Origin of the sequence: Enterococcus sp., from assembly GCF_032555305.1 — a bacterium.
In the GTDB taxonomy this organism is placed as follows: Bacteria; Bacillota; Bacilli; order Lactobacillales; family Enterococcaceae; genus Enterococcus_A.
On sequence record NZ_JAWGOQ010000014.1, the window covers coordinates 61,072 to 80,991 of the forward strand.

Consider the following 19,920-nt stretch of genomic DNA (forward strand, 5'->3'; position numbering starts at 1 on the left):
TAATGGAGATATTAAAGGTAGTGGTGTTTGATTTACTGTCTTCAGCACCGATTTTAGTTGGTATTATCGCTTTAACAGGGTTATTGCTACAAAAACAGCCCGCGGATAAAGTGGTTTCAGGGACTTTGAAGACGATTGTAGGCTTCTTAGTATTTGGGGTTGGTTCGGCAGCAGCAGTAACTTCTTTGGATAGTTTTCAGGCACTTTTTGCAGAAGGTTTTGGTCTAAAAGGGGTTTTGCCATTAGCTGAAGCGGTAACAGCGTTGGCTCAGGACAAATTTGGTACTACTGTTTCGCTGGTTATGCTGATCGGCTTTTTATGTAATTTGCTGGTAGCAAAATTTACGCCATTGAAATATATTTTCTTAACAGGTCAGCACAATCTCTACTTGGCGGCTTTATTAACAATAATGTTTAAAGCTTTAGGGATGAGCAATTCGTTGACTATTGGTTTTGGAGGAATCATTTTAGGAGTTTGTGCGGGATTATTTCCAGCGATCGCTCAACCGTATATGCGGAAAGTTACAGGTGATGACGAGCTGGCGATGGGGCATTATGTGACGGTTGGCTATGCGATTTCTGGGTGGATAGGTTCGAAAGTTGGTAAACCGGAGGATAGTACAGAGAATCTGAAATTACCAGGTTGGTTGACAATGTTCAAGGATTATGTCGTGGGCGTTTCTATCACGATGATTATTTTCTTTTATATTGCAGCGATCGCCGCTGGAAAAGGAGCAGTTGAAGAATTGTCCGGTGGAGTGAATTGGTTGGTTTATCCATTGTTTCAAGGCTTAGGCTTCTCTGCGGCACTTTACGTAATTATTACCGGAGTACGACTGTTTCTGGGAGAGATCGTCAGCGCGTTTGTTGGGATTTCTGAAAAGCTTATTCCTAACGCACGTCCAGCTTTAGATTGTCCAGTAGTCTTTCCATTTGCTCCAACTGCTACAGTTATTGGTTTTCTAGCAGCTTATGCAGGTGGGCTAGTTACCATGATCATTATGGGACTGATTGGAACAATCGTAATTATTCCGGTAGCAGTACCATACTTCTTCATTGGTGCAACCGCAGGTGTATTCGGAAATGCTACCGGCGGTTGGAAAGGCTGCATGGTTGGCTCCTTCGTCGTGGGTATCTTGATTGCTGTTGGCCCAGCATTAATCTACCCAATTATGGAAAACATCGGTTTAACTGGTACGTCATTCCCAGAAACAGACTTTAATATTGTAGGGCTACTCATTTATTATATCGGACAATTATTACAAAGTATATTTTAAAAAAAAGTCTATTGGAGGAAATATTCATGAATAACATTGATGAAAAATCAATTGCGACAATTCGAAACTTGGTAGTAGATAGTGTTGAGAATGCGAAACATGGACATATGGGAGCGCCATTAGGAGCGGCGCCGATGGGGTATGAATTGTTCCGCTATCATTTGAAACACAACCCTAAAAATCCAAATTGGTTTAATCGAGATCGGTTTGTGCTGACTTCTGGACATGGTTCGATGCTGTTATATTCGTTACTGCATTTGTCCGGTTATGAATTATCTATGGAAGATATTAAACAATTTCGTAAACTAAACAGCAAAACACCGGGGCATCCTGAAGTGTTCCATACCCCGGGAGTCGAAGCAACAACCGGACCATTAGGGCAAGGATTTTCTATGACAGTGGGTCTGGCAATCGCTGAGGCTCATTTAAGAGAACGATTTAACCGAGATGAATATAAAATTATTGATCATTATACCTATACAATCTGCGGGGATGGGGATTTAGAAGAAGGCGTGGCGTTGGAAGCGGCTGCGATTGCTGGAAAGTTAGGCTTGGGCAAGCTAATCGTGCTTTATGATTCAAACGACATTACATCAGATGGTCCTTTGAGCTGTTCTTCCCATGAAGATATTCATCAAAAGTTTGCAGCGATGAAATGGCAAACCTTACTAGTAAAAGATGGAAATAATACCGATGAAGTAACTGAAGCTATCAAACAAGCACAAGCAGTGACAAGTAAACCGACATTGATTGAAGTCAAAAATATCATCGGATTTGGGTCTAGTTTACAAGGTACAGAGAAAATTCATAGTAATCCAGTCGGATCTGAAGAAGCTAGAAAAATCAAAGCAGCGCTTGGTTGGGAGCATGATGAGTTCTTTATTCCAGAAGAAGTGAAAGCAAACTTTGATCGGATTGCTTCAGATGGTGAAGAGCAGGAAGATGTCTGGAATCAGCTTTTTGTAGAGTACAAGAAAAATTATCCAGTTGAAGCTGATGAACTTGAAAAAGCGATCGAGGGAAAAACAGATCTTAGTTCAGAGACATTGCTACCTTTTACTGAGGAGAAACTAGCGACTCGCACTGCTAGTGGAAAAATGCTAAATCGAATCTATCAAGATTTACCCTATTTTGTGGGAGGATCTGCGGATTTAGCTTCTTCGAACAAAACGACAATAGAAGGGCACCCGTTTATGGACGAGGAACATCATAAGGGACCGAATATTCATTTCGGTGTTCGAGAATTCGCGATGGCCTCAATTTGTAACGGGATTACATTACACGGAGGATTGCGAGGATACTGCGGAACATTCCTAGTCTTTTCAGATTACATGCGTTCGGCCATTCGTCACTCTGCCTTAATGGAGGTGCCAGTGACATACATCATGACTCACGACAGTCTTCAGGTGGGGCAAGATGGACCAACACATCAGCCGGTTGAACATCTAGTTTCGTTAAGAGCAATGCCGAACTTGGTTGTATATCGTCCGGCAGAAGCAAATGAAACGATCGTCGCCTGGAAGTTAGCGGTTGAATCTCAAGATCGCCCGTTTATTATTGCTTTAGGCCGTCATGATGTCCCTGTTATTGCCGAAGTAGATTTTGAACAGGCTGAAAAGGGTGGCTATGTTCTTTCACGTGATTCAGCGACACCAGATATTATCTTGATTGCTACAGGGTCTGAAGTAGCTATGGCGTTGAAGGCAAAAGAACAGTTGAGTCAGTATAAGGTCAATGTAGTTTCGCTTCCTAGCTGGGAACTGTTCGATGCTCAAAGCGAAGAGTACAAAGATTCAGTCTTGCCGTCATCAGTCGACAATAAGTTGTCTATTGAACTGGGTTCTACTCTAGGTTGGTCAAAATATGTAGGAGCTAAAGGAAAATCGATTGGTGTCGAACAATTTGGTAAATCGGGTCCTGCAAATGAGTTGTTAGCAGAATATGATTTTACTGTAGAGCGAATTGTCAGAGAAGCGTTGGATCTGATGAGTCAGAATAAGTAACGTATCGAAGCTTTAGAATTCTTTTTAAAAACAGATATCTCAACCTATCACGAAAAATGAAGATATCTTAGAAAAAATAAAAAAGTATGTCATAAACCATGTATGTAACCTGCTAAAGGTGCATGGTTGCTTCACGGCTTTTTATTAAAAAAATTAAGAATTTAACAATCTTCTGAATACACAAAAAATACCGGACAAAGAGATCTAAACGATCAATTTGTCTGGTATTTTTTATATTCAGCTTTTTCGCATTAATATCTGACTGGTCAAGCGTTCGAGTTTTTCTTTTGTATTGAAATAATTATCCGGTAGTTTACGAATGTCTTTTATTGCTTGTTCCGTATATTCTGTCGCTAACTGCTGCGCGTAGGCAACGCCGCCTAATTGGTGGACCAACTGCTGAACCTTCAGTGTGTCTTCCTCAGTCATTTGTTTTTGCTTTTCCAGGTAGGAGCGTAATTGACTGTTGTCTTGATTCAGCGCATAGATCAATGGCAGGGAGTAGACTCCTTGACGAACATCCTCCAAGACCGGTTTGCCTAATGTGTCTACGTCGGCCTGGTAATCCAACAGATCATCCATGATTTGGAAGGCAATCCCAATATTATGCCCAATTGTGCCAGCTTTTTTGGCGAAGCGTTCACTATTGCCGCTTTCAAAGGCGCCGACTGAGCAGCTCAAAGCGAAGAGTTCCGCTGTTTTACCAGAAATATTCTCTAAGTATTCATCAACAGTTTGCTCTAGTTTGTAGCGGTCATCCATTTGACCAAGTTCGCCATCGAGAATTTTTTCCATACTGCGTGAATTCAGCTGGAGGCTTCTTAACGATGTCGAGTAATCTGATAATAACTTGAAACAGCAGATGAATAAGTAATCACCCGCATAAACGGCGGTGTCATTACCAAAGGTGGAGCGAATGGTGGGTAAGCCGCGGCGTAATTCTGATTCGTCGACAATATCATCATGAATCAGAGTTGCGGTATGAAGCATCTCGATGGAAGCGGCTAACGAGGTTGCTTTTTTTTCATCCTGTTCTGGTCCAAACTGAGCAAACAACAGCTGATAAGCAGGGCGTAAGAGCTTTCCGCCTGCGTGAATCATATCTAATACGGCAGCTTCAACTTTTTTATTTTTTAATTTGACAACATCCTCCATCAATTGGAGGGTCGTAGTTAACTGTTTTGCAAGATCAGGATAATCTTGCCACATAGGGTGAAGTTTCATTTTGGATATCCTTCTGATCTTTTTTTAGATTTTCTTTGCGATTCATAATCTAATTGGAATTTCTGCAGCGTCCTTACATGTCCCAGTAGATAATTACCGGCAATACCAATGACAATCCCGGCAAGAATACCTAAAATGGACATGACTGGTAAATAGAGCATCACGGTCCAAGACTGAGCGATCCAGCTTGCGACCAGTAGTTGACCGACATTATGGAGAAAACCGCCTGTTGCGCTAATTCCGATGATGCTGACACGCTTAGGACCAAGGCTTTTGACTAAAAGCATGCCGAAATAGCTCAGCATCGAGCCGCTCATACTATAGAGAAAAGTCGAAACGGTCCCGCCTAGAAGAGTGGTCAAAAGCAGACGCATCCAAATCAGTGTGAAGCTTTCCTTTTTCGGCATTGTGAAGATCGCAACGATTGTTATTAAATTGGCAAGTCCAAGCTTCGCTCCAGGCGCAAAGGCGAAGGGCGAAGGGATTGTGTTTTCAATCAGCCCTAAGATGACTCCTTGGGCCACCAATAGTGCTATGTATATGAGTTTTTGTGTTTTCTTCATAATAGAAGCAGCTAATAAATGACGCTGCCGGGTTCCCCTCCGTCTGAGGATTTGATTTCGATGACTAGTTTATGGGGTAGACAAACGATTGTCTCGCCAGATTGATCAATCCATCCACGGCGGACACAAATTTGATCTCCGCAATCTGCTTCTTTAATCCGAATCCGATCCCCTTTAACTTCAATCAAGTTATAGTCGCCATCTTTATCTTCATAGCGATAAGTATAGCTCTGAGATTGGTCCGAAAGATCAAATGATTTGATTTCCTGCCCATCTACTGAAAGAACCGCTTCTTGGGTAGGGCTATTTGAGCGAGTAAGGCTGAAAACCACCACAGGAGCAAACGATAGTAAGAGGAGAATCACAACGATAATTCCATCCCAGGGCCGCAGTAAACTGTTTTTGGCAAAATCCTTCAGTTTCAAAAGCATCTACCTCCTGCAATTTTTGTTGATAGTCGTCCGAATGTATCAATCTTTTTCCTATCATAACATAAAGAAAGCTCTAAAGAGGGAAACAAGCCCTTTAGAACTTTCCATCAATATTGGTCAAATTAATTCGAACTATTTTTTCCGTAGATCGATCTTGGTGTACCGTACCACCATTTGCCGACCGTGCGTTGAATCCATGGGATTACCCAACGATCAAGTCCCAATGCTCGACCAGAACCGTTCATTAAAGCAAAGCCAACAAAGATGAACCAGATATTGACCCAATAGAACATACCTGATAGACAGAAGACAACGGTTAGGCCGATTGTCGCTGCGCTGGCTAACCAAGTGAACAGCCCGAAGATCAATGCTAAAGCAATACCAATTTCAACGAAGGTCATGAATTTTTGCATGAACAACGCGACATCTTTATTTGGCATCATGAATTCCATGATTTTCGCGAACCAATGAGGCATTTTTTCAAAGACCGGCATTGGATTTTCACCAAAGGCATAGCTAAAACCAAAATGTGTCGCTTGTGTTGCGGTTGATGCAACAGCGTCAGCCGCTCCGCCAGCAGCGCCAGTAGCTGCTGTTGTTGCTTCAGCCGCATGTGATCCAGCTGCGGAAGCCCCCGTAGTTACTTGTTCTTGTAACCAAGGGAAAGGGAAGACGACTTTATCTGTAAACCACGAACCACTGCCAAACCAAGAGCTTGGGTTCAAATAGCTGCCGTCTCCGACCACTTTTTTCGATGCTTCGATCAGCCACATAGAGCCGTAGAAGACGCGTAATGGCACACTCCATAGTACGTTTCCGTAACGGGAAGAATGTCCGCGCGTTACATTGCGGTCGTTCTTGATGTGGAAGAATTCGTGCATCATGTATTGGAACATGTAATAGCCAGAACGAATCGTAAAGAAGTACAACAGGTTGACCAAATGTTTAACTACGATCGCTAGGAAGCCGGATAGGTGGATCTTGTCCATCAGGTTGGCAACGCCCCATTTAGAGCCGATTGAAACCATGAATCCTTGATAATTACTCTTGAACTCATGTTTTTGTGTGTTTTTAATCTTAGCAACGATATTAGCTGCTGCGGTATGACCAGTTTGTTCAGCGGCTTGAACGATCTGCGGCGTTGGTTTGCCGTCGCCGTTTTCTTCGTAATGAACCAAGTCGCCAATAATGTAGATATCTTTGTCTTCGTAACCCTTTGCTTGCATGTATTCATTTGCATACAAACGTTGACCGCGGGCAGTTTCTAAACCGAAATCAGCCGCATCTGAGGTCCCTTTGACACCAGCAGTCCAGATGAGAGTGTTGGTTGGGATTTGTGATCCATCTTTTAAGACGATATGATCCGCTGTTACTTCAGTGATTGGGGCACCTTTTTTCAGTTGAATGCCTTTTTTCATCATGAAGCGTTCTGCTTTTTCCGCATCTTTGCGATCAAGCATGTTCAAGATAGTAGGAAGGGCTTCCACGACCATCAAAGTAAATTCTTCGGGACGTAGTTTGTGTTCTTTAGCCAGAACATTTTTCCATTCCATCAATTCACCGATCATTTCGATCCCAGTAAACCCTGACCCGCAGACCACAAAGGTCAGCATTGCACGACGAGTAGCTTCATCTGGTTCAAGTGCGGCTTTTGCGACGGTGTCCTCGATATGTTTTCTAATCTTGATTGCATCTTCCATCGACCATAGAGTAAAGCCGTGCTCTTTGACACCTGGCGTACCAAAATCATTTGGTTCACCACCCATACCGATGATCAACTGATCAAATGGGTACTTGCCTAGTTTTGTTTTGACGATTTTTTTCTCTTTATCGATGCCGATAACCGTATCCGTAACTAGTGAAACATTTTTTTGACGAGCAAATAAACGCTGCAAATCATATTGAACCGCTTCTGGTTCAACCCGTCCGCCTGCTACTTCGTGTAATTCGGTCATCATTGTATGGTAAGAATGACGATCAATCAACGTGATTTCTACGTCATCTTTTTTTAACTTTTTGGCCATGAACTTCGTTGCTGAAACTCCGGCATACCCTGCACCCACAACAACAATTTTCTGTTTTGCCATTGATAATCCGCTCCTTCTAAATGATAATGACTGCACAATAGTAATGAATTGATAATGACTGAACAATCGAATACATTATACATATACTTTATTTCTTTGTCTATGATAATTACAATCAGCTAATAAATTAGCTAAAATAATAATTTAATTAAAAAACATAAGTTATATATAGAAAACGATGTACAAATATCAATTAGTGTTTTAGAATGATTCTTGTTTAAAGAATCACAAAAAAATATTAAAAGGTGGAGTTTAATCATGAAAATGAAAAAAATAGTATCAGGATTCGCTGTGGTAGCGTTCTCTACAGTAGCTTTAGCAGCTTGTGGCGGGAACAACGATAAGGATACAGCAGCAAGCTCTTCAACAAGCTCTTCTGAAGCAGCTAAACCAGCGGAAAAAGAAGCTGGCGGTGATCTGAAAGATGGCACATATAAACTTGAAGAAAAGAATTACGAAAATGGGTATCGTGTTGTTTTCGATATGACAGTAAAAGACGGAAAAATCACGAAATCAAACTATGACTATTTAAATGAAGACGGCAAATCTAAACAAAAAGATGCCGACTACGAAAAGAGCATGAAAGAAAAAACAAAAACTGGTCCTAAAGAATACATTCCAGCATTGAACAAATCTTTAGAACAAACACAAAATCCAGATGCCGTTGAAGTAGTAACAGGTGCTACACATTCTAGTGAAAACTTCAAAAACTACTCTCAACAATTGGTTCAAGCAGCTCAAGCTGGTGATACGAAAACAATTGAAATCGACAATGGTGCTGACTTGAAAGACGGTACTTACAAGTTAGAAGAAAAGAACTACTCAAATGGTTACCGTACAGTCTTCAGCATGACTGTCGCTGGCGGAAAAATTACAGAATCTAACTTTGATATGGTAGACAAAGATGGCAAATCTAAAAAAGATGATGCCGACTACGAAAAGAACATGAAAGCGAAAAGCGGTGTTGGACCAAAAGAATACATCGAACAATTAAACAAAGGTTTAGTTGAAAAAGGTGCTCCTGCAGACGTTGAAGTGGTAACAGGTGCGACTCACTCTTCACACGCTTTCCAAACATACGCTGCTCAATTAGTGAACGCTGCTCAAAAAGGCAATACAACAGCGATCCAAGTAGACAACATTGTAACTAAAAAATAATCCCTGAATCTTGAGGGAACTTTTCAAGGGTTTGTGACAGATCAGTCGCAAACCCTTTTTACTTTTTTCATTCCCGAACTAACTGCAATCGATATAGTAGAACTATGAAAAGTTTCCCAAAATGCTTTGAAAATAAGCGCAAAAACGCTATTATAAGGTGATAAAATTTTGAATAGATAAAGGATGTTTGAAGTGAAGAAAAGAACACTAATCGTGGCTCTAGGTTTATTTTTGGTCCTGCTGACTGCTTGTGGTAATAATAAGCCAAAGATAAATGAAAAGCCTTATGAAGATAAGCAATTTTTGATGGGTACATATGTCCAGATGCGTATTTACGATGATGGTAAAAAAGCTGCGCTGAAGCCAGCCTTCAAGCGGGTAAAAGAGTTAGCTGATAAGATTACTGTTAACGAAGAAGGCTCAGAAATCGATGCAGTGAATAAAGAGGCTGGCGTAAAGCCAGTCAAAGTGACCGACGATATGTACTATTTATTGAAGGAGGCCTACAAATACAGTCAAGATTCCAAAGGTGGTTTCGATATGGCGATTGGCCCGATCACGTCGCTGTGGCGAATCGGATTCCCTGATGCCCGCAAGCCGGAGCAAAGTGAAATTGACCAGGCTTTGAAGTTAGTGAACTATCATGATGTTGAGTTTAACGATACAGATAAGACAGTGTACCTAAAAGAAAAAGGGATGAAGCTGGACTTGGGTGCAATAGCCAAAGGCTACATCACCGATGAAGTTGTAAAGGTTCTGAAGGAAAATGACGTAACGACAGCGATCATCGACCTTGGCGGAAATGTCTACGTCATGGGGCACAGTCCTCGCGGAAATCAAAAAGAGGACTGGACTGTCGGAATTCAAGACCCTAATCAAGCGCGCAACGTTGTCTTGGGAAGTGTTCCTGAAAGTAATATGTCGCTGGTAACCTCAGGAATCTATGAACGTTACTTAGAAGCCGATGGAAAAACCTATCATCATTTGTTTAATCCAAAAACAGGTTATCCTTTTGATAATGACATCGCTGGTGTAACGATCGTATCGAAGAAATCGATTGATGGCGATGGCTTGTCGACTGCAGTCTTTTCAATGGGAGTCAAAGAGGGCATGAAATACGTTGACGGCTTGAAGGATACGGAAGCGATCTTTGTAACACGAGATGATAAAGTCTATGTCACTTCTGGTTTGAAGGACGTTTTTGAGTTAAATAAAGAAGCTGGCTACAAGATGGGCAACGATAAGGATTTGAAATAAATGACAAGAGAAAGTTTTTTTGACTTAGTTGAAATCCGTACGAAGTTAGCGAGTTTGTTCCCCTTTTTGATCGCTGTATTGTTTACTAATACGTATTTTCATTCCTTTCATTGGGGCAAGACACTCTTTTTCTTCTTTGGCATGCTTGCCTTTGATATGGCAACGACTGCGATAAATAATTATATGGATTTCCGTAAGGCTCATTCGGAAGAGTATAAGTACCAAGAAAACGTGATCGGCAAGGAGCGGCTGCCTGAACGTACCGTGGTGATGATTATTTTTGGCTTGATTGGTTTTGCGGCGATCGTGGGAATCACTTTAGCGATCCAAACAGGCTGGCTGTTGTTGGTGATGGGCTGTGCCTGCTGTTTTATTGGTGTTTTCTACACATTTGGTCCGATTCCATTATCCCGGATGCCATTAGGCGAAGTGTTCAGTGGAGTGACGATGGGGCTAGGGATTTTTGCTATCACAATCTATCTGAACACCTATGATAAAAAGCTCTTTTTTATGGAGTTAGACTTGAAGCATTTTGCAATCACAGGCAGCACCACAGCTGCACTAGCTATGGTATGGGCGTCACTGCCGTTAATGGCGACGATCGCCAATATTATGCTGGCCAACAATCTTTCTGATTTAGAACAGGACATTGAAAATCATCGCTACACATTGCCGTTTTATTTAGGCAAAAAGAACGCGGTAATTCTGTTCAATATCTTAATGTACAGCTCTTATGGGGCAATCATGATCGGATTGATTGCCGGGATTTATCAATGGCCGATCCTATTGACATTCTTGAGCTTAATAAAAGTCTATCCGCAAACCAAAGCTTTCACCAAAGAACAAATCAAAAGCAAGACCTTTGCGATGTCAATCAAAAATCTAGTTGCCTTCAACAGCAGCTATGCACTCGGGCTTTTGCTCACATTGCTTTGGCAGTATATTCGATAGCGCAGATAGGATTATCGCCATGTATTTAAATATATGGCGGTAATCAATCTTTAAACAAACAGCATAAAACGATGAACTAGGGGTTACTATGGACAATACAAAGAGACTAAAAGCGACGCAGAATAAAATGACCAAAGAGCATTTCTATGAGCTTGTGCAAATTCGAACAAAATTTGCGGGAATCTTTCCTTTTGTGATCGCCGTTCTATTTACCAATACGTACTTTCACGCATTCCATCCAGGCAAGACGCTCTTTTTCTTTTTCGGGATGTTTTCCTTCGATTTAGCGATCACTGCAATCAATAATTATATGGATTTTAAGAAAGCTCATTCTGAAAAATATAAATATGAAGAGAATTTGATAGGGCGAGAAAAACTATCAGAAAAACAAATTCAACGATTGATTGTCGGATTAGTAGGCTTTGCGGCGATTGTTGGATTGATTTTAGTAGTGCAGACTGGGTGGATGTTGCTGCCGATGGGCGCAGCCTGCTTTTTCGTGGGAGTTTTCTATACGTATGGACCGATTCCGCTGTCTAGAATGCCCTTGGGGGAAATCTTTAGCGGAGTGACAGAGGGGCTGGGTATTTTCGCCATCACAATTTACTTAAACACCTATGATCAACGGCTTTTTTATATGGAACTAGGTTTTGATCACTTTGCTATTACAGGTAATACGATGGCTGTTTTAGCAGTAATCTGGGCAGCACTACCTTTGATGCTGACAATCGCTAATATCATGCTAGCGAATAATATTAGCGATTTGGAGCAGGATGTGGAAAATCATCGTTATACATTGCCTTTTTATATTGGACGCGAATGGAGTGTTAGGTTATTTAATGTATTGATGTACAGTTGCTATGGAGTGATTCTCATTGGATTGCTAGCGGGTATTTATCAATGGCCGATCCTGCTGGTCTTTATTAGTCTTGTTAAGGTTGTTCCGCAAACGAAGACGTTTACTAAAGAGCAGATCAAACATAAAACATTCCCGATGGCCGTTGAAAATCTGATTGTTTTTAACAGCTGTTATGCGGTGGGGCTTTTAGTTACGATGATTTTACAATTTATATAGATAGAAAAACCGGTGATTCGAAAATCACCGGTTTATTTTTATCTTAATTGAATGAGGAAAACAATCAGGCTGATCAAACCAAGGGTTGTAACAATCGAAAATAGAAGTTTGTCGCGCTTGGTGGCAAAAATTGGTCGCTGGTAGGTGTGACTGTTCCACAACCAAAAAACAAAGCCCAACGCATAGATTCCAATGCAGTAAAGCAGATTCAGAGCCCCTGATGAATACAGCATGTAAATCCCATAGACAATTCCACCGAAGGCTAAAAACTGTTGTCCTTTGTGATTTTTCCCTTTGGCGACCTGCCATAGGAAAGCGGCAGATAGAACGTAGGGGACAAGGACCATCGTTGTTGCCGTATCAGTGACCGCTTGGAAGGCATCCATCGCCCAACGAGAAATCAAGAAAACAATCTGCATGATGACACCATTCAATACTAAAGCATTCACTGGCGCGTTTTGTTTATTGGCTTTTCCTAAGAATGCTGGGAACATTTTGTCTTGTGCCGCATCAAAGGAAATTTCAGCAGCGAGAATCGTCCAAGAAATCCATGCGCCTAAAACGGAAATTATTACGCCAATATCTATCATGCTTGCCGCCCACGCACCGGAAGAAGCACGAAGGACACCGCTTAAAGAGGGACTAGGTAAGTTGGCAAGCTGATCCTGTGGCAGCGATCCGAAGCTAAGCATTACGATCAATACATAGATCGCCAGTGTGGTCGCGTAACCGATCAATGTTGCTCGCCCAACATCACGAGCACGTTTTGCACGTCCTGATAAGACAACTGCGCCTTCGATCCCAACGAAAACCCACATCGTTTGCAGCATGGCATGGCGGATCTGTGTTGGAACGGAGCCTAACTGCTTTCCATTCAGCATCATATTTTTGGCGAAGACATCTAATGAAAAGGTGTGGTATTTAAAGTGAATGAATAAAAGAAAAATTGCCATTAAGATTGGGACAACCTTCGCGCTGGTGGCGATTGTATTTAAAATACTGGCTGTTCGAATCCCGCGAGCAACTAAGAAAATGACACCCCAGATCATGAAGGTTCCTAAAAATAATCCGATTTGACCACCGGATCCTCCGATAGATGGGACAAACTTGCTCAACGCATCCAAGAATAAAATGACAAAAGAGACATTTCCAATAATATTGCTTAGCCAATAGCCCCAAGCGGAGTTAAAGCCGACATAATCCCCAAAGCCATCCTTCGCATAATAATAAATGCCGCCGATGACCTCAGGCTCTTCCTTTGAAAGAGTTTGAAAAACCTTCGCGATAAAGAAGACACCGACGCCGGTGATCAGCCATGCCAGCAAAGATGCGACCACACCAGCTGATTGTGAGATACTGCTAGGCAAATTGAAGACGCCACCGCCCAGCATCGAGCCGATCACGATCATACTTAAACCTAATAAGCTCATCTCTTTCGTATGATTATCAGGTATTTGATTCTGTTCCATAACTATTCATATCCTCCTAAGAAACACTCTTTCTATATAAGCATACTTAACAAAAAATAACCATAAGGAGGTGGTGAAACTACTTGGATTAAACTTAGAGAATTGCCATATTATTTTCATCGAGTTCAAAAAATAACTTTTACTTCATATCGTTTCTGGCTGTTTGCACAAAATTATGGCTAGAACAGTGAGGGATGAAAATTTGATTATTTCCTTAAAGTGTTATTTTGATTGATGTTGGTTTAACGGTTACATTTAGTCAATCAGCAGATTATCAATTAAAAATATGGATGAATCATTTTCTGAAAGGGTGTTTTTTTATTTGGCATAGTGATAAAATTGAAAAAAGCAAGGAGGTCAAAGATGATTGAGATTCGAGTAGCAACCCCTGCAGATGCAATGGCATTAGCAGCAATATATAAACCTTACGTAGAGGAAACGACGATCACGTTTGATTATGATGTGCCCAGTGCTGCAGATTTTGTCTGGCGAATAGATGAGATATTGCAGACTTATCCCTATTATGTGGCTGAAGAAAAAGGGGTGATCTTAGGCTATGCTTACGCCCACGCTTATAAAGAGCGGGCAGCCTATGATTGGGCAGTCGAAGTCAGTGTCTACGTTGATCGTGAGAAACGCGGAAACGGGGCGGGAAAACGTTTATATCAAGCACTGGAAGAAACACTGGACAAACAAAACGTCGCCATTCTAACCGCATGTATTACAGGCGGGAATCAAGGCAGCATCGATTTCCATGAAAGGCTTGGCTATCAAGAAGTTGCCAAGTTTCCGAAAATCGGCTATAAATTCGACCAATGGCTGGATGTCATCTGGCTGCAAAAATTTTTAACAGAGGTAGAGGGGAAGAGACCGCCATTTATCCCTTTTTCTAGTCTATGAAGATAGCAAGACGATTCAGCTTCGAAAAAATTACAAAAGCAAACGTGTTGACTGCTCTTTTTCTCTTTGCGATCCTCTTTCGACTGTTGATTGCAGTGAAAATGCCCATCAGAATATCGATGCAGGCAGGATATGATGACGCGCTTTCCATTAACCAGGCGTTACATATTTTAGATGGAAAGTGGCTTGGGGGATATAACGCTGGAGTTCTGACGAAGGGACTGTCTTTTACTTTCTTTTTACTTGTGAACCATTTTTCAAAATTATCCTATCCATTATTTTTATGCCTATTTAATATCGGAGCGGCTTTTACGATCCTTAAGGCTTTGGCTCCTTTAATCAAGAATAAAAAGTTGAGTGCGGCTGGTTTTTTATTTCTCGTCTATTCGCCGGCAACACTGACTTCTGATTTTTCACTACGTGTTTATCGAAATAGTGTGATTTTCGCGGCAGTACTTTTAGTTTTGGCGGGGATCCTTGGTCTTTATTTAAGAAGAAAAGCTTCCTTTAGAAAACGACTGCCATGGTCGATTTTGCTGATGATCGCTTTTCCCTTCTTTTGGTTTTTGCGGGAAGATTCGATCTGGTTGATGCCGCTTTTCATAGTAGCAACTCTATTTACTTTTTACGGAATAATTGTGGAGAATCAGCAATTAGGACCAAACTTGAAAGAAGGCGCTTGGCGTTTTTGGAATCTGCTCAAAACGATGAACAGAAAAAAACTGATCGCCAATACATTATTGCTAGTGGCACCACTGCTCGTGACTTTTGGCGAAGCATTCCTGATCGCTAAAACGAATCATGAGCATTACGGCATCTTCACGACAAATGATCGGACAAAAACCTCATTTGCTAAATTGACGGAAAATCTGATCCAAATCGATAATAGTGAGTATGATTCTAAAGCGGTCGCAGAAAACAATGGCATCTGGGTATCCAAAAAGACCTTTGCCAAAGCGCAAAAAGTTTCGCCAACGTTGAGAAAATATCGCGATGGAATTGATTGGATTTACAATGAATCAATCTGGCCCAATGCGTGGAAAATCAAAAAAGGCGAGATGGCCGGTGATATGTTCGTTTGGGGAATTAGAGAGATGTTCCAACGGGAAGGTTTGTACACAGACGGTGAAGAAAACGAAAAAGTCTTTAAAAAGATCAACGAAGAACTGGAAAAGGGCTTTAAATCAGGTCAACTGAAAAGGAAAAAGATGCTCTTTATCTCGAAGCAAAGCAACGGAAAAAAATTCAAAGATCTAGTCAAGGTGTTTAACTATTTAGGTGCCGGCATGTTGGAAACAACCGTGTACAAAAGTTATGAGACCAAATATGGCAGCTCATACTTTATGGAGGATCAGCCAGCGAAAGATATTCTGGATTTATTGAATATCAAATCAGTTGCGACAGAAGGTAAGAGCGGGAAAGCAGAGGCTAAGCGAACGAAGCCGATAACGTGGATATTCAACAGTCTGATTTGGCTGTACCGAATTGTTTCACCCATTCTATTGCTGTTTAGTTTCGCAGCCATCGTGTTGTTTACGACTGCCTTCATCAAGAAGAAAAAGCGGCGGGCAGCGTTAGCGGATTATATGCTAATCTTTCTAGGCTTATTATTGACCTATTTTCTTTATCTTTTTGGGGTTTCGTGGTTTGCAACCTGGGCACCAGACGGTAAAGAGATATTTATGTCCTTTTACACCGGAGCAGGCGTCCCTTTGATTCAAGTCGTTGAAATATTGGGATTGGCACTAATTGTTAGAAACGCAAAAGGAGAATTATTCGAAACGAAACTTGGGAATAATTAAATTTAGCTAATGATATTCTAATGAAATTCATTAAGAATTGTTACGTGCCTATACCAATGGTTTGCTATTCTTGCATTGTAAAAACAAGGAGGGCCCTAATAGAACAATGAAACAAGAGAAGAACGCTTCGAAAAACGGAGTAAAAACCACCGACTTTCTACTGGAAATGTTGGCGTTGTTCATTCTGATTTCCTTAACTATTTATGCCATTAGAACTGGGAAGATTTTTTAAACAAGGATATTTCGGCAGATATCTTAACAATGAAATAAGGCATTCAGAACGGCTATCTCGGTCGTTCTGAATGCCTTTTTTTACTTGCTGGTCAATTCTTCTAGTTCCTTCATTTTTTGAATAACCAGCTCTGGTGTGATCGTTTCTTTCATTAAATGGATCATCTCGCCGGGAGCGCAGGTGCGATCCGCGACAGCTTGGTACTCAGTATCAGTTAAATGCAGATTCATATCTGCTAAGTTTGTTGGCAAATTCAATTGATGGTAGAAGGGCAATAATGCCTCGATCTCAGCTAGATCATTTTCGATCATCAACTGGACTAAAATACCATAAGCGACCTTGTTGCCGTGAAGCTGATGATGGCTTTCGGGCAAAACGGTCATGGCATCATGTATCGAATGTGCTCCAGCCGTTCGTCCGTACTCATCGCCGAATCCACCAACCATGCCGGCCAATAAAATGTTTGCTTCCATCACATCAATGAATGCCTGATTCATTTCCTTCTGCTCCATCGCTTTCAAGGCTTCAGTACTCTTTTCTAATAGAATCTCGCGACACTTTTGCGCAGCGAACTCTGCTACTTGTACTTCAACAGGTTTGACCGCTAATTGTGAAATGATCGCATGAGATTCATACCATTTCGCTAAGGTATCACCGATACCAGCGATCATCAATTCACGTGGAGAGTGTAGGATGATTTCTGGATCAATCAATACTAGGTCGCTGGCTTTAGGGAAGATATCATAACGCAGCATCACACCTTCTTCGTTATAGACCACACTCAAAGGCGTGTACGCAGCACAGGTTGCGGCTAATGTCGGCAAAATTATAATCGGTAAAGCCGTCTTGTAAGCAACAAATTTTCCTAGATCAGCAACTTTTCCGCCGCCGACAGCGATGATTCCGTCAAATTGTTCCTTTTTGCATAAAGACGCAAAACCTTGTGCGGCTGTGTCGGTGCATCGCCCGCCATAATAATGAAAGGATTTTGTTATTGATAAATCTGGGAAATAGTCCTTCACAGCGTTCCAGGATTTTTCTCCATGGAGAATCAGGAGCTTCTTCAGTTTTCTTCTATTAAGATGGGATTCTAGGGAATGCCAAGCATTTTCTTTCAGCTCATATTCTTGCGGGGCGCCTCGCACAATCAGTTGTTTTGTCATTAGAAAACTTCTTTCATCATTTTTTTAGATTAATCTTTTTTTATTATAATAGTTATGGTAGTATGAGGGCAAGTTATTTTTGGATATTTATTCTTAAATTATTCATATACTTATATTATTATTCATTGAAAAAAAGGAGCGAGATGGATGAAAAAGAAAATTGGAGCATTGCTGACAGTACTGCTGATGTTGCTGAACTTTTTACCGGCAAAAGCACAGGGAGCAGAGAAGGATGAGATTTACGAACGGATTCAGCAAAGCGGAGAATTGGTCGTCGGCTTATCGGCAGACTATGCACCTTATGAATTTCATGCGGATGTGGACGGGAAGGATAAGATCGTTGGTTTTGATGTCTCAATCGCAGAAAAGATTGCCAAGGATATGGGCGTCAAGCTAAAAATCGAGGAGCTGGGTTTTGATGCTTTACTTGGTGCTTTGAAAACTGGAAAAATTGATTTAGTTATTTCCGGTATGTCGATTACGGAGGAACGATTGAAAGAAGTTGATTTCTCTGATCCATATTTTGTCGTACAGCAGAAAGTCTTGGTTCGTAAAGACGATAAGAATAAATTTAAGACGACACAAGATTTTAAAGGCTTAGCCGTTGGTGCGCAAAAACAGACAACTCAAGAAGATTTAGTGAAAAATGAAATGACAGGTGCAGAACCGACATCACTGCAAAAGGTTCCTGACTTAATCAATAACCTACTAAATAAAAAAGTCGAGGCGGTCGTACTAGAGCAACCAGTTGCGGAGGCCTATGTTCAACAAAGTGATAATGTAGCCTTGGCACCAGTGGAATTCGAACAGGGTGAAAAGGTGACAGCTATCGCCATGTCAAAGAACACACCAGAATTGAAGAAGCACGTCAATGCTTCCATTAAAACGATCAATGACAAAGATTTACTGAAGGACTATCAAAAAGAAGCCAATGAATTGATGTTCCAAGATGAACAATCTTTCTTACAGAAGTATGGACCTTACTACTTAAACGGCGCGAAATACACGATTTTACTAGCTTTTGTCGGTGTTTTATTTGGTTTGATTTTCGGCAGCCTGTTGGCGTTAATGAAGCTAAGCAAGAGCAAACTTTTGAAAGCTATCTCGGTAGTTTATATCGAATATGTTCGAGGAACACCGCTATTGGTTCAAATTTTTATTGTGTACTTTGGGACAGGCGTTTTAGGGCTAGATTTATCAAAATTACTGGCAGGTTGTATTGCTGTTTCGTTAAACAGTGCGGCTTATGTGGCGGAAATTGTCCGAGCAGGAATCAATGCGGTCAACAAAGGGCAGATGGAAGCGGCTCGTTCTTTAGGAATGAATCAAAAAGAAGCGATGCAATATATTGTCTTTCCACAGGCCATCAAGAATATTTTGCCGGCACTGGGGAATGAGTTTGTGACAATCATCAAGGAATCCTCTGTTGTTTCGGTTATCGGAGTATCGGAATTGATTTTCCAAACAGGCGTGGTACAAGGAGCCAGCTTCAAGCCCTTCTTGCCATATGTGCTAGTCTCACTGATTTATTTTGTGTTGACCTTTAGTATTTCCCGTCTATTAGGTGTCGTTGAAAGGAGAATGGGTCTGAATGATTAATGTAAAACAGCTGTCAAAAAGTTTTGGCGATAATGAGGTCTTAAAATCGATTGATCTAACGGTAAAAGAAGGAGAAGTAGTGGTAATCATTGGTCCTTCAGGTAGTGGGAAAAGTACGATTCTTCGTTGTTTGAATCTGTTGGAGGAACCGACCTCCGGAGAAATCTTCTTTGAGGGGCAAAATATTACTGCCCCCGACAGCAATATTGACAAGATTCGTCAGAAGATGGGCATGGTGTTCCAAAGCTTTAATCTGTTTCCCCATATGAGTGTAGTAGACAATTTGACCATTACACCCGTAAAAATCAAAAAAGAAGATCCAGCAAAGGCGAAGGAACAAGCGCTGGCTTTGTTAGATCAAGTGGGCTTAAAAGAAAAAGCGGACAGCTATCCAGCTAGTCTGTCTGGTGGTCAACAGCAGCGGGTGGCGATTGCCCGGGCGTTAGCGATGAATCCTGATGTAATGCTCTTTGATGAACCAACATCGGCACTTGATCCGGAAATGGTCGGTGAAGTATTGGCAGTTATGCAAGATTTAGCAAAAAAGGGTATGACGATGGTCGTCGTGACTCATGAGATGGGCTTTGCCAAAGAAGTGGCGGACCGCGTGATCTTCATGGCGGACGGCATCATTCAAGAAGAAGGGACACCAGAGGAAATCTTTGAGCATCCGCAAAACAGCCGGACACAAGATTTCTTGAATAAAGTATTGTAAGTAGAGGCGGAGGA

Annotated in this window: 17 protein-coding genes; 11 read left to right on the top strand and 6 right to left on the bottom strand. The window is 41.4% G+C overall.

What is annotated here, in order from left to right; genetic code table 11:
- Positions 1-2: 2 nt before the first annotated feature.
- Both E6139_RS11805 and tkt read left to right on the top strand, forming a co-directional pair.
- Positions 3-1,277, top strand: a complete 1,275-nt coding sequence (locus E6139_RS11805; RefSeq protein ID WP_316403270.1) for a PTS ascorbate transporter subunit IIC — start codon at positions 3-5, stop codon at positions 1,275-1,277.
- Positions 1,278-1,303: 26 nt separating this feature from the next.
- Positions 1,304-3,280, top strand: coding sequence for a transketolase (tkt, locus tag E6139_RS11810; protein ID WP_316403271.1), 1,977 nt, complete (start codon positions 1,304-1,306; stop codon positions 3,278-3,280).
- Between the two features lie 237 nt (positions 3,281-3,517).
- Here tkt and E6139_RS11815 read toward each other — a convergent pair whose 3' ends face one another.
- The 4 genes from E6139_RS11815 to E6139_RS11830 form a co-directional block, all read right to left on the bottom strand.
- The gene (locus E6139_RS11815; RefSeq protein WP_316403272.1) at positions 3,518-4,504 is read right to left on the bottom strand and encodes a polyprenyl synthetase family protein; all 987 of its coding nucleotides are present in this window, start codon (positions 4,502-4,504) and stop codon (positions 3,518-3,520) included.
- The gene (locus tag E6139_RS11820) at positions 4,501-5,067 is read right to left on the bottom strand and encodes a Gx transporter family protein (protein WP_316403273.1); all 567 of its coding nucleotides are present in this window, start codon (positions 5,065-5,067) and stop codon (positions 4,501-4,503) included. The genes E6139_RS11815 and E6139_RS11820 overlap by 4 nt, the downstream gene beginning before the upstream one ends.
- Positions 5,068-5,078: 11 nt before the next feature.
- Positions 5,079-5,492, bottom strand: a complete 414-nt coding sequence (locus tag E6139_RS11825) for a NusG domain II-containing protein (RefSeq protein WP_316403274.1) — start codon at positions 5,490-5,492, stop codon at positions 5,079-5,081.
- Between the two features lie 128 nt (positions 5,493-5,620).
- On the bottom strand, positions 5,621-7,585 hold the full coding sequence (locus E6139_RS11830) for an FAD-dependent oxidoreductase (RefSeq protein ID WP_316403275.1): 1,965 nt from the start codon (positions 7,583-7,585) through the stop codon (positions 5,621-5,623).
- A gap of 258 nt (positions 7,586-7,843) precedes the next feature.
- Between E6139_RS11830 and pplA the strand changes: the two genes are divergently transcribed.
- From pplA to menA (E6139_RS11850), 4 genes are all read left to right on the top strand, one after another.
- Entirely contained in the window at positions 7,844-8,743 is a 900-nt protein-coding gene (gene pplA, locus E6139_RS11835; RefSeq protein WP_316403276.1) for an extracellular electron transfer flavoprotein PplA, read from the top strand.
- 183 nt (positions 8,744-8,926) lie between these two features.
- Positions 8,927-10,000, top strand: coding sequence for an FAD:protein FMN transferase (locus E6139_RS11840; protein ID WP_410470526.1), 1,074 nt, complete (start codon positions 8,927-8,929; stop codon positions 9,998-10,000).
- Positions 10,001-10,951 carry a 1,4-dihydroxy-2-naphthoate polyprenyltransferase gene (gene menA / locus E6139_RS11845; protein WP_316403278.1) on the top strand — a complete coding sequence of 317 codons (951 nt, stop codon included), beginning with the start codon at positions 10,001-10,003 and terminating at the stop codon, positions 10,949-10,951.
- 88 nt (positions 10,952-11,039) lie between these two features.
- A complete protein-coding gene (gene menA / locus E6139_RS11850) occupies positions 11,040-12,026 on the top strand; it encodes a 1,4-dihydroxy-2-naphthoate polyprenyltransferase (RefSeq protein ID WP_316403279.1) in 987 nt (328 codons plus the stop codon).
- A 38-nt stretch (positions 12,027-12,064) separates the two neighbouring features.
- Here menA (E6139_RS11850) and E6139_RS11855 read toward each other — a convergent pair whose 3' ends face one another.
- Positions 12,065-13,495 (bottom strand): basic amino acid/polyamine antiporter, encoded by a 1,431-nt coding sequence (locus tag E6139_RS11855; RefSeq protein WP_316403280.1) that lies wholly within the window; start codon positions 13,493-13,495, stop codon positions 12,065-12,067.
- A gap of 363 nt (positions 13,496-13,858) precedes the next feature.
- Here E6139_RS11855 and E6139_RS11860 point away from each other — a divergent pair, with 363 nt between their 5' ends.
- The 3 genes from E6139_RS11860 to E6139_RS11870 all read left to right on the top strand — a co-directional run bounded on the left by E6139_RS11860 (position 13,859) and on the right by E6139_RS11870 (position 16,429).
- The gene (locus tag E6139_RS11860) at positions 13,859-14,395 is read left to right on the top strand and encodes an N-acetyltransferase family protein (RefSeq protein ID WP_316403281.1); all 537 of its coding nucleotides are present in this window, start codon (positions 13,859-13,861) and stop codon (positions 14,393-14,395) included.
- Between the two features lie 101 nt (positions 14,396-14,496).
- Positions 14,497-16,197 carry a hypothetical protein gene (locus E6139_RS11865; RefSeq protein ID WP_316403282.1) on the top strand — a complete coding sequence of 567 codons (1,701 nt, stop codon included), beginning with the start codon at positions 14,497-14,499 and terminating at the stop codon, positions 16,195-16,197.
- Positions 16,198-16,303: 106 nt separating this feature from the next.
- Positions 16,304-16,429, top strand: coding sequence for a hypothetical protein (locus E6139_RS11870; protein ID WP_316403283.1), 126 nt, complete (start codon positions 16,304-16,306; stop codon positions 16,427-16,429).
- An 80-nt stretch (positions 16,430-16,509) separates the two neighbouring features.
- Here the strand turns inward: E6139_RS11870 and E6139_RS11875 are convergent, their stop codons facing one another.
- A complete protein-coding gene (locus E6139_RS11875; RefSeq protein ID WP_316403284.1) occupies positions 16,510-17,592 on the bottom strand; it encodes an iron-containing alcohol dehydrogenase family protein in 1,083 nt (360 codons plus the stop codon).
- A gap of 147 nt (positions 17,593-17,739) precedes the next feature.
- Here E6139_RS11875 and E6139_RS11880 point away from each other — a divergent pair, with 147 nt between their 5' ends.
- Together E6139_RS11880 and E6139_RS11885 are read left to right on the top strand one after the other, a co-directional pair.
- A complete protein-coding gene (locus E6139_RS11880) occupies positions 17,740-19,191 on the top strand; it encodes an ABC transporter substrate-binding protein/permease (protein WP_316403285.1) in 1,452 nt (483 codons plus the stop codon).
- On the top strand, positions 19,184-19,906 hold the full coding sequence (locus tag E6139_RS11885; RefSeq protein ID WP_316403286.1) for an amino acid ABC transporter ATP-binding protein: 723 nt from the start codon (positions 19,184-19,186) through the stop codon (positions 19,904-19,906). The genes E6139_RS11880 and E6139_RS11885 overlap by 8 nt, the downstream gene beginning before the upstream one ends.
- Positions 19,907-19,920: the final 14 nt, after the last annotated feature.

Coding starts and splice junctions, on each gene's coding strand:
- E6139_RS11880 (WP_316403285.1), top strand. CDS start 17,740: ATGAAAAAGAAAATTGGAGCATTGCTGACAGTACTGCTGATGTTGCTG.
- E6139_RS11855 (WP_316403280.1), bottom strand. CDS start 13,495: ATGGAACAGAATCAAATACCTGATAATCATACGAAAGAGATGAGCTTA.
- E6139_RS11805 (WP_316403270.1), top strand. CDS start 3: ATGGAGATATTAAAGGTAGTGGTGTTTGATTTACTGTCTTCAGCACCG.
- tkt (WP_316403271.1), top strand. CDS start 1,304: ATGAATAACATTGATGAAAAATCAATTGCGACAATTCGAAACTTGGTA.
- E6139_RS11840 (WP_410470526.1), top strand. CDS start 8,927: ATGTTTGAAGTGAAGAAAAGAACACTAATCGTGGCTCTAGGTTTATTT.
- menA (WP_316403279.1), top strand. CDS start 11,040: ATGGACAATACAAAGAGACTAAAAGCGACGCAGAATAAAATGACCAAA.
- E6139_RS11815 (WP_316403272.1), bottom strand. CDS start 4,504: ATGAAACTTCACCCTATGTGGCAAGATTATCCTGATCTTGCAAAACAG.
- E6139_RS11865 (WP_316403282.1), top strand. CDS start 14,497: ATGCCCATCAGAATATCGATGCAGGCAGGATATGATGACGCGCTTTCC.
- pplA (WP_316403276.1), top strand. CDS start 7,844: ATGAAAATGAAAAAAATAGTATCAGGATTCGCTGTGGTAGCGTTCTCT.
- menA (WP_316403278.1), top strand. CDS start 10,001: ATGACAAGAGAAAGTTTTTTTGACTTAGTTGAAATCCGTACGAAGTTA.
- E6139_RS11875 (WP_316403284.1), bottom strand. CDS start 17,592: ATGACAAAACAACTGATTGTGCGAGGCGCCCCGCAAGAATATGAGCTG.
- E6139_RS11830 (WP_316403275.1), bottom strand. CDS start 7,585: ATGGCAAAACAGAAAATTGTTGTTGTGGGTGCAGGGTATGCCGGAGTT.
- E6139_RS11870 (WP_316403283.1), top strand. CDS start 16,304: ATGAAACAAGAGAAGAACGCTTCGAAAAACGGAGTAAAAACCACCGAC.
- E6139_RS11820 (WP_316403273.1), bottom strand. CDS start 5,067: ATGAAGAAAACACAAAAACTCATATACATAGCACTATTGGTGGCCCAA.
- E6139_RS11885 (WP_316403286.1), top strand. CDS start 19,184: ATGATTAATGTAAAACAGCTGTCAAAAAGTTTTGGCGATAATGAGGTC.
- E6139_RS11860 (WP_316403281.1), top strand. CDS start 13,859: ATGATTGAGATTCGAGTAGCAACCCCTGCAGATGCAATGGCATTAGCA.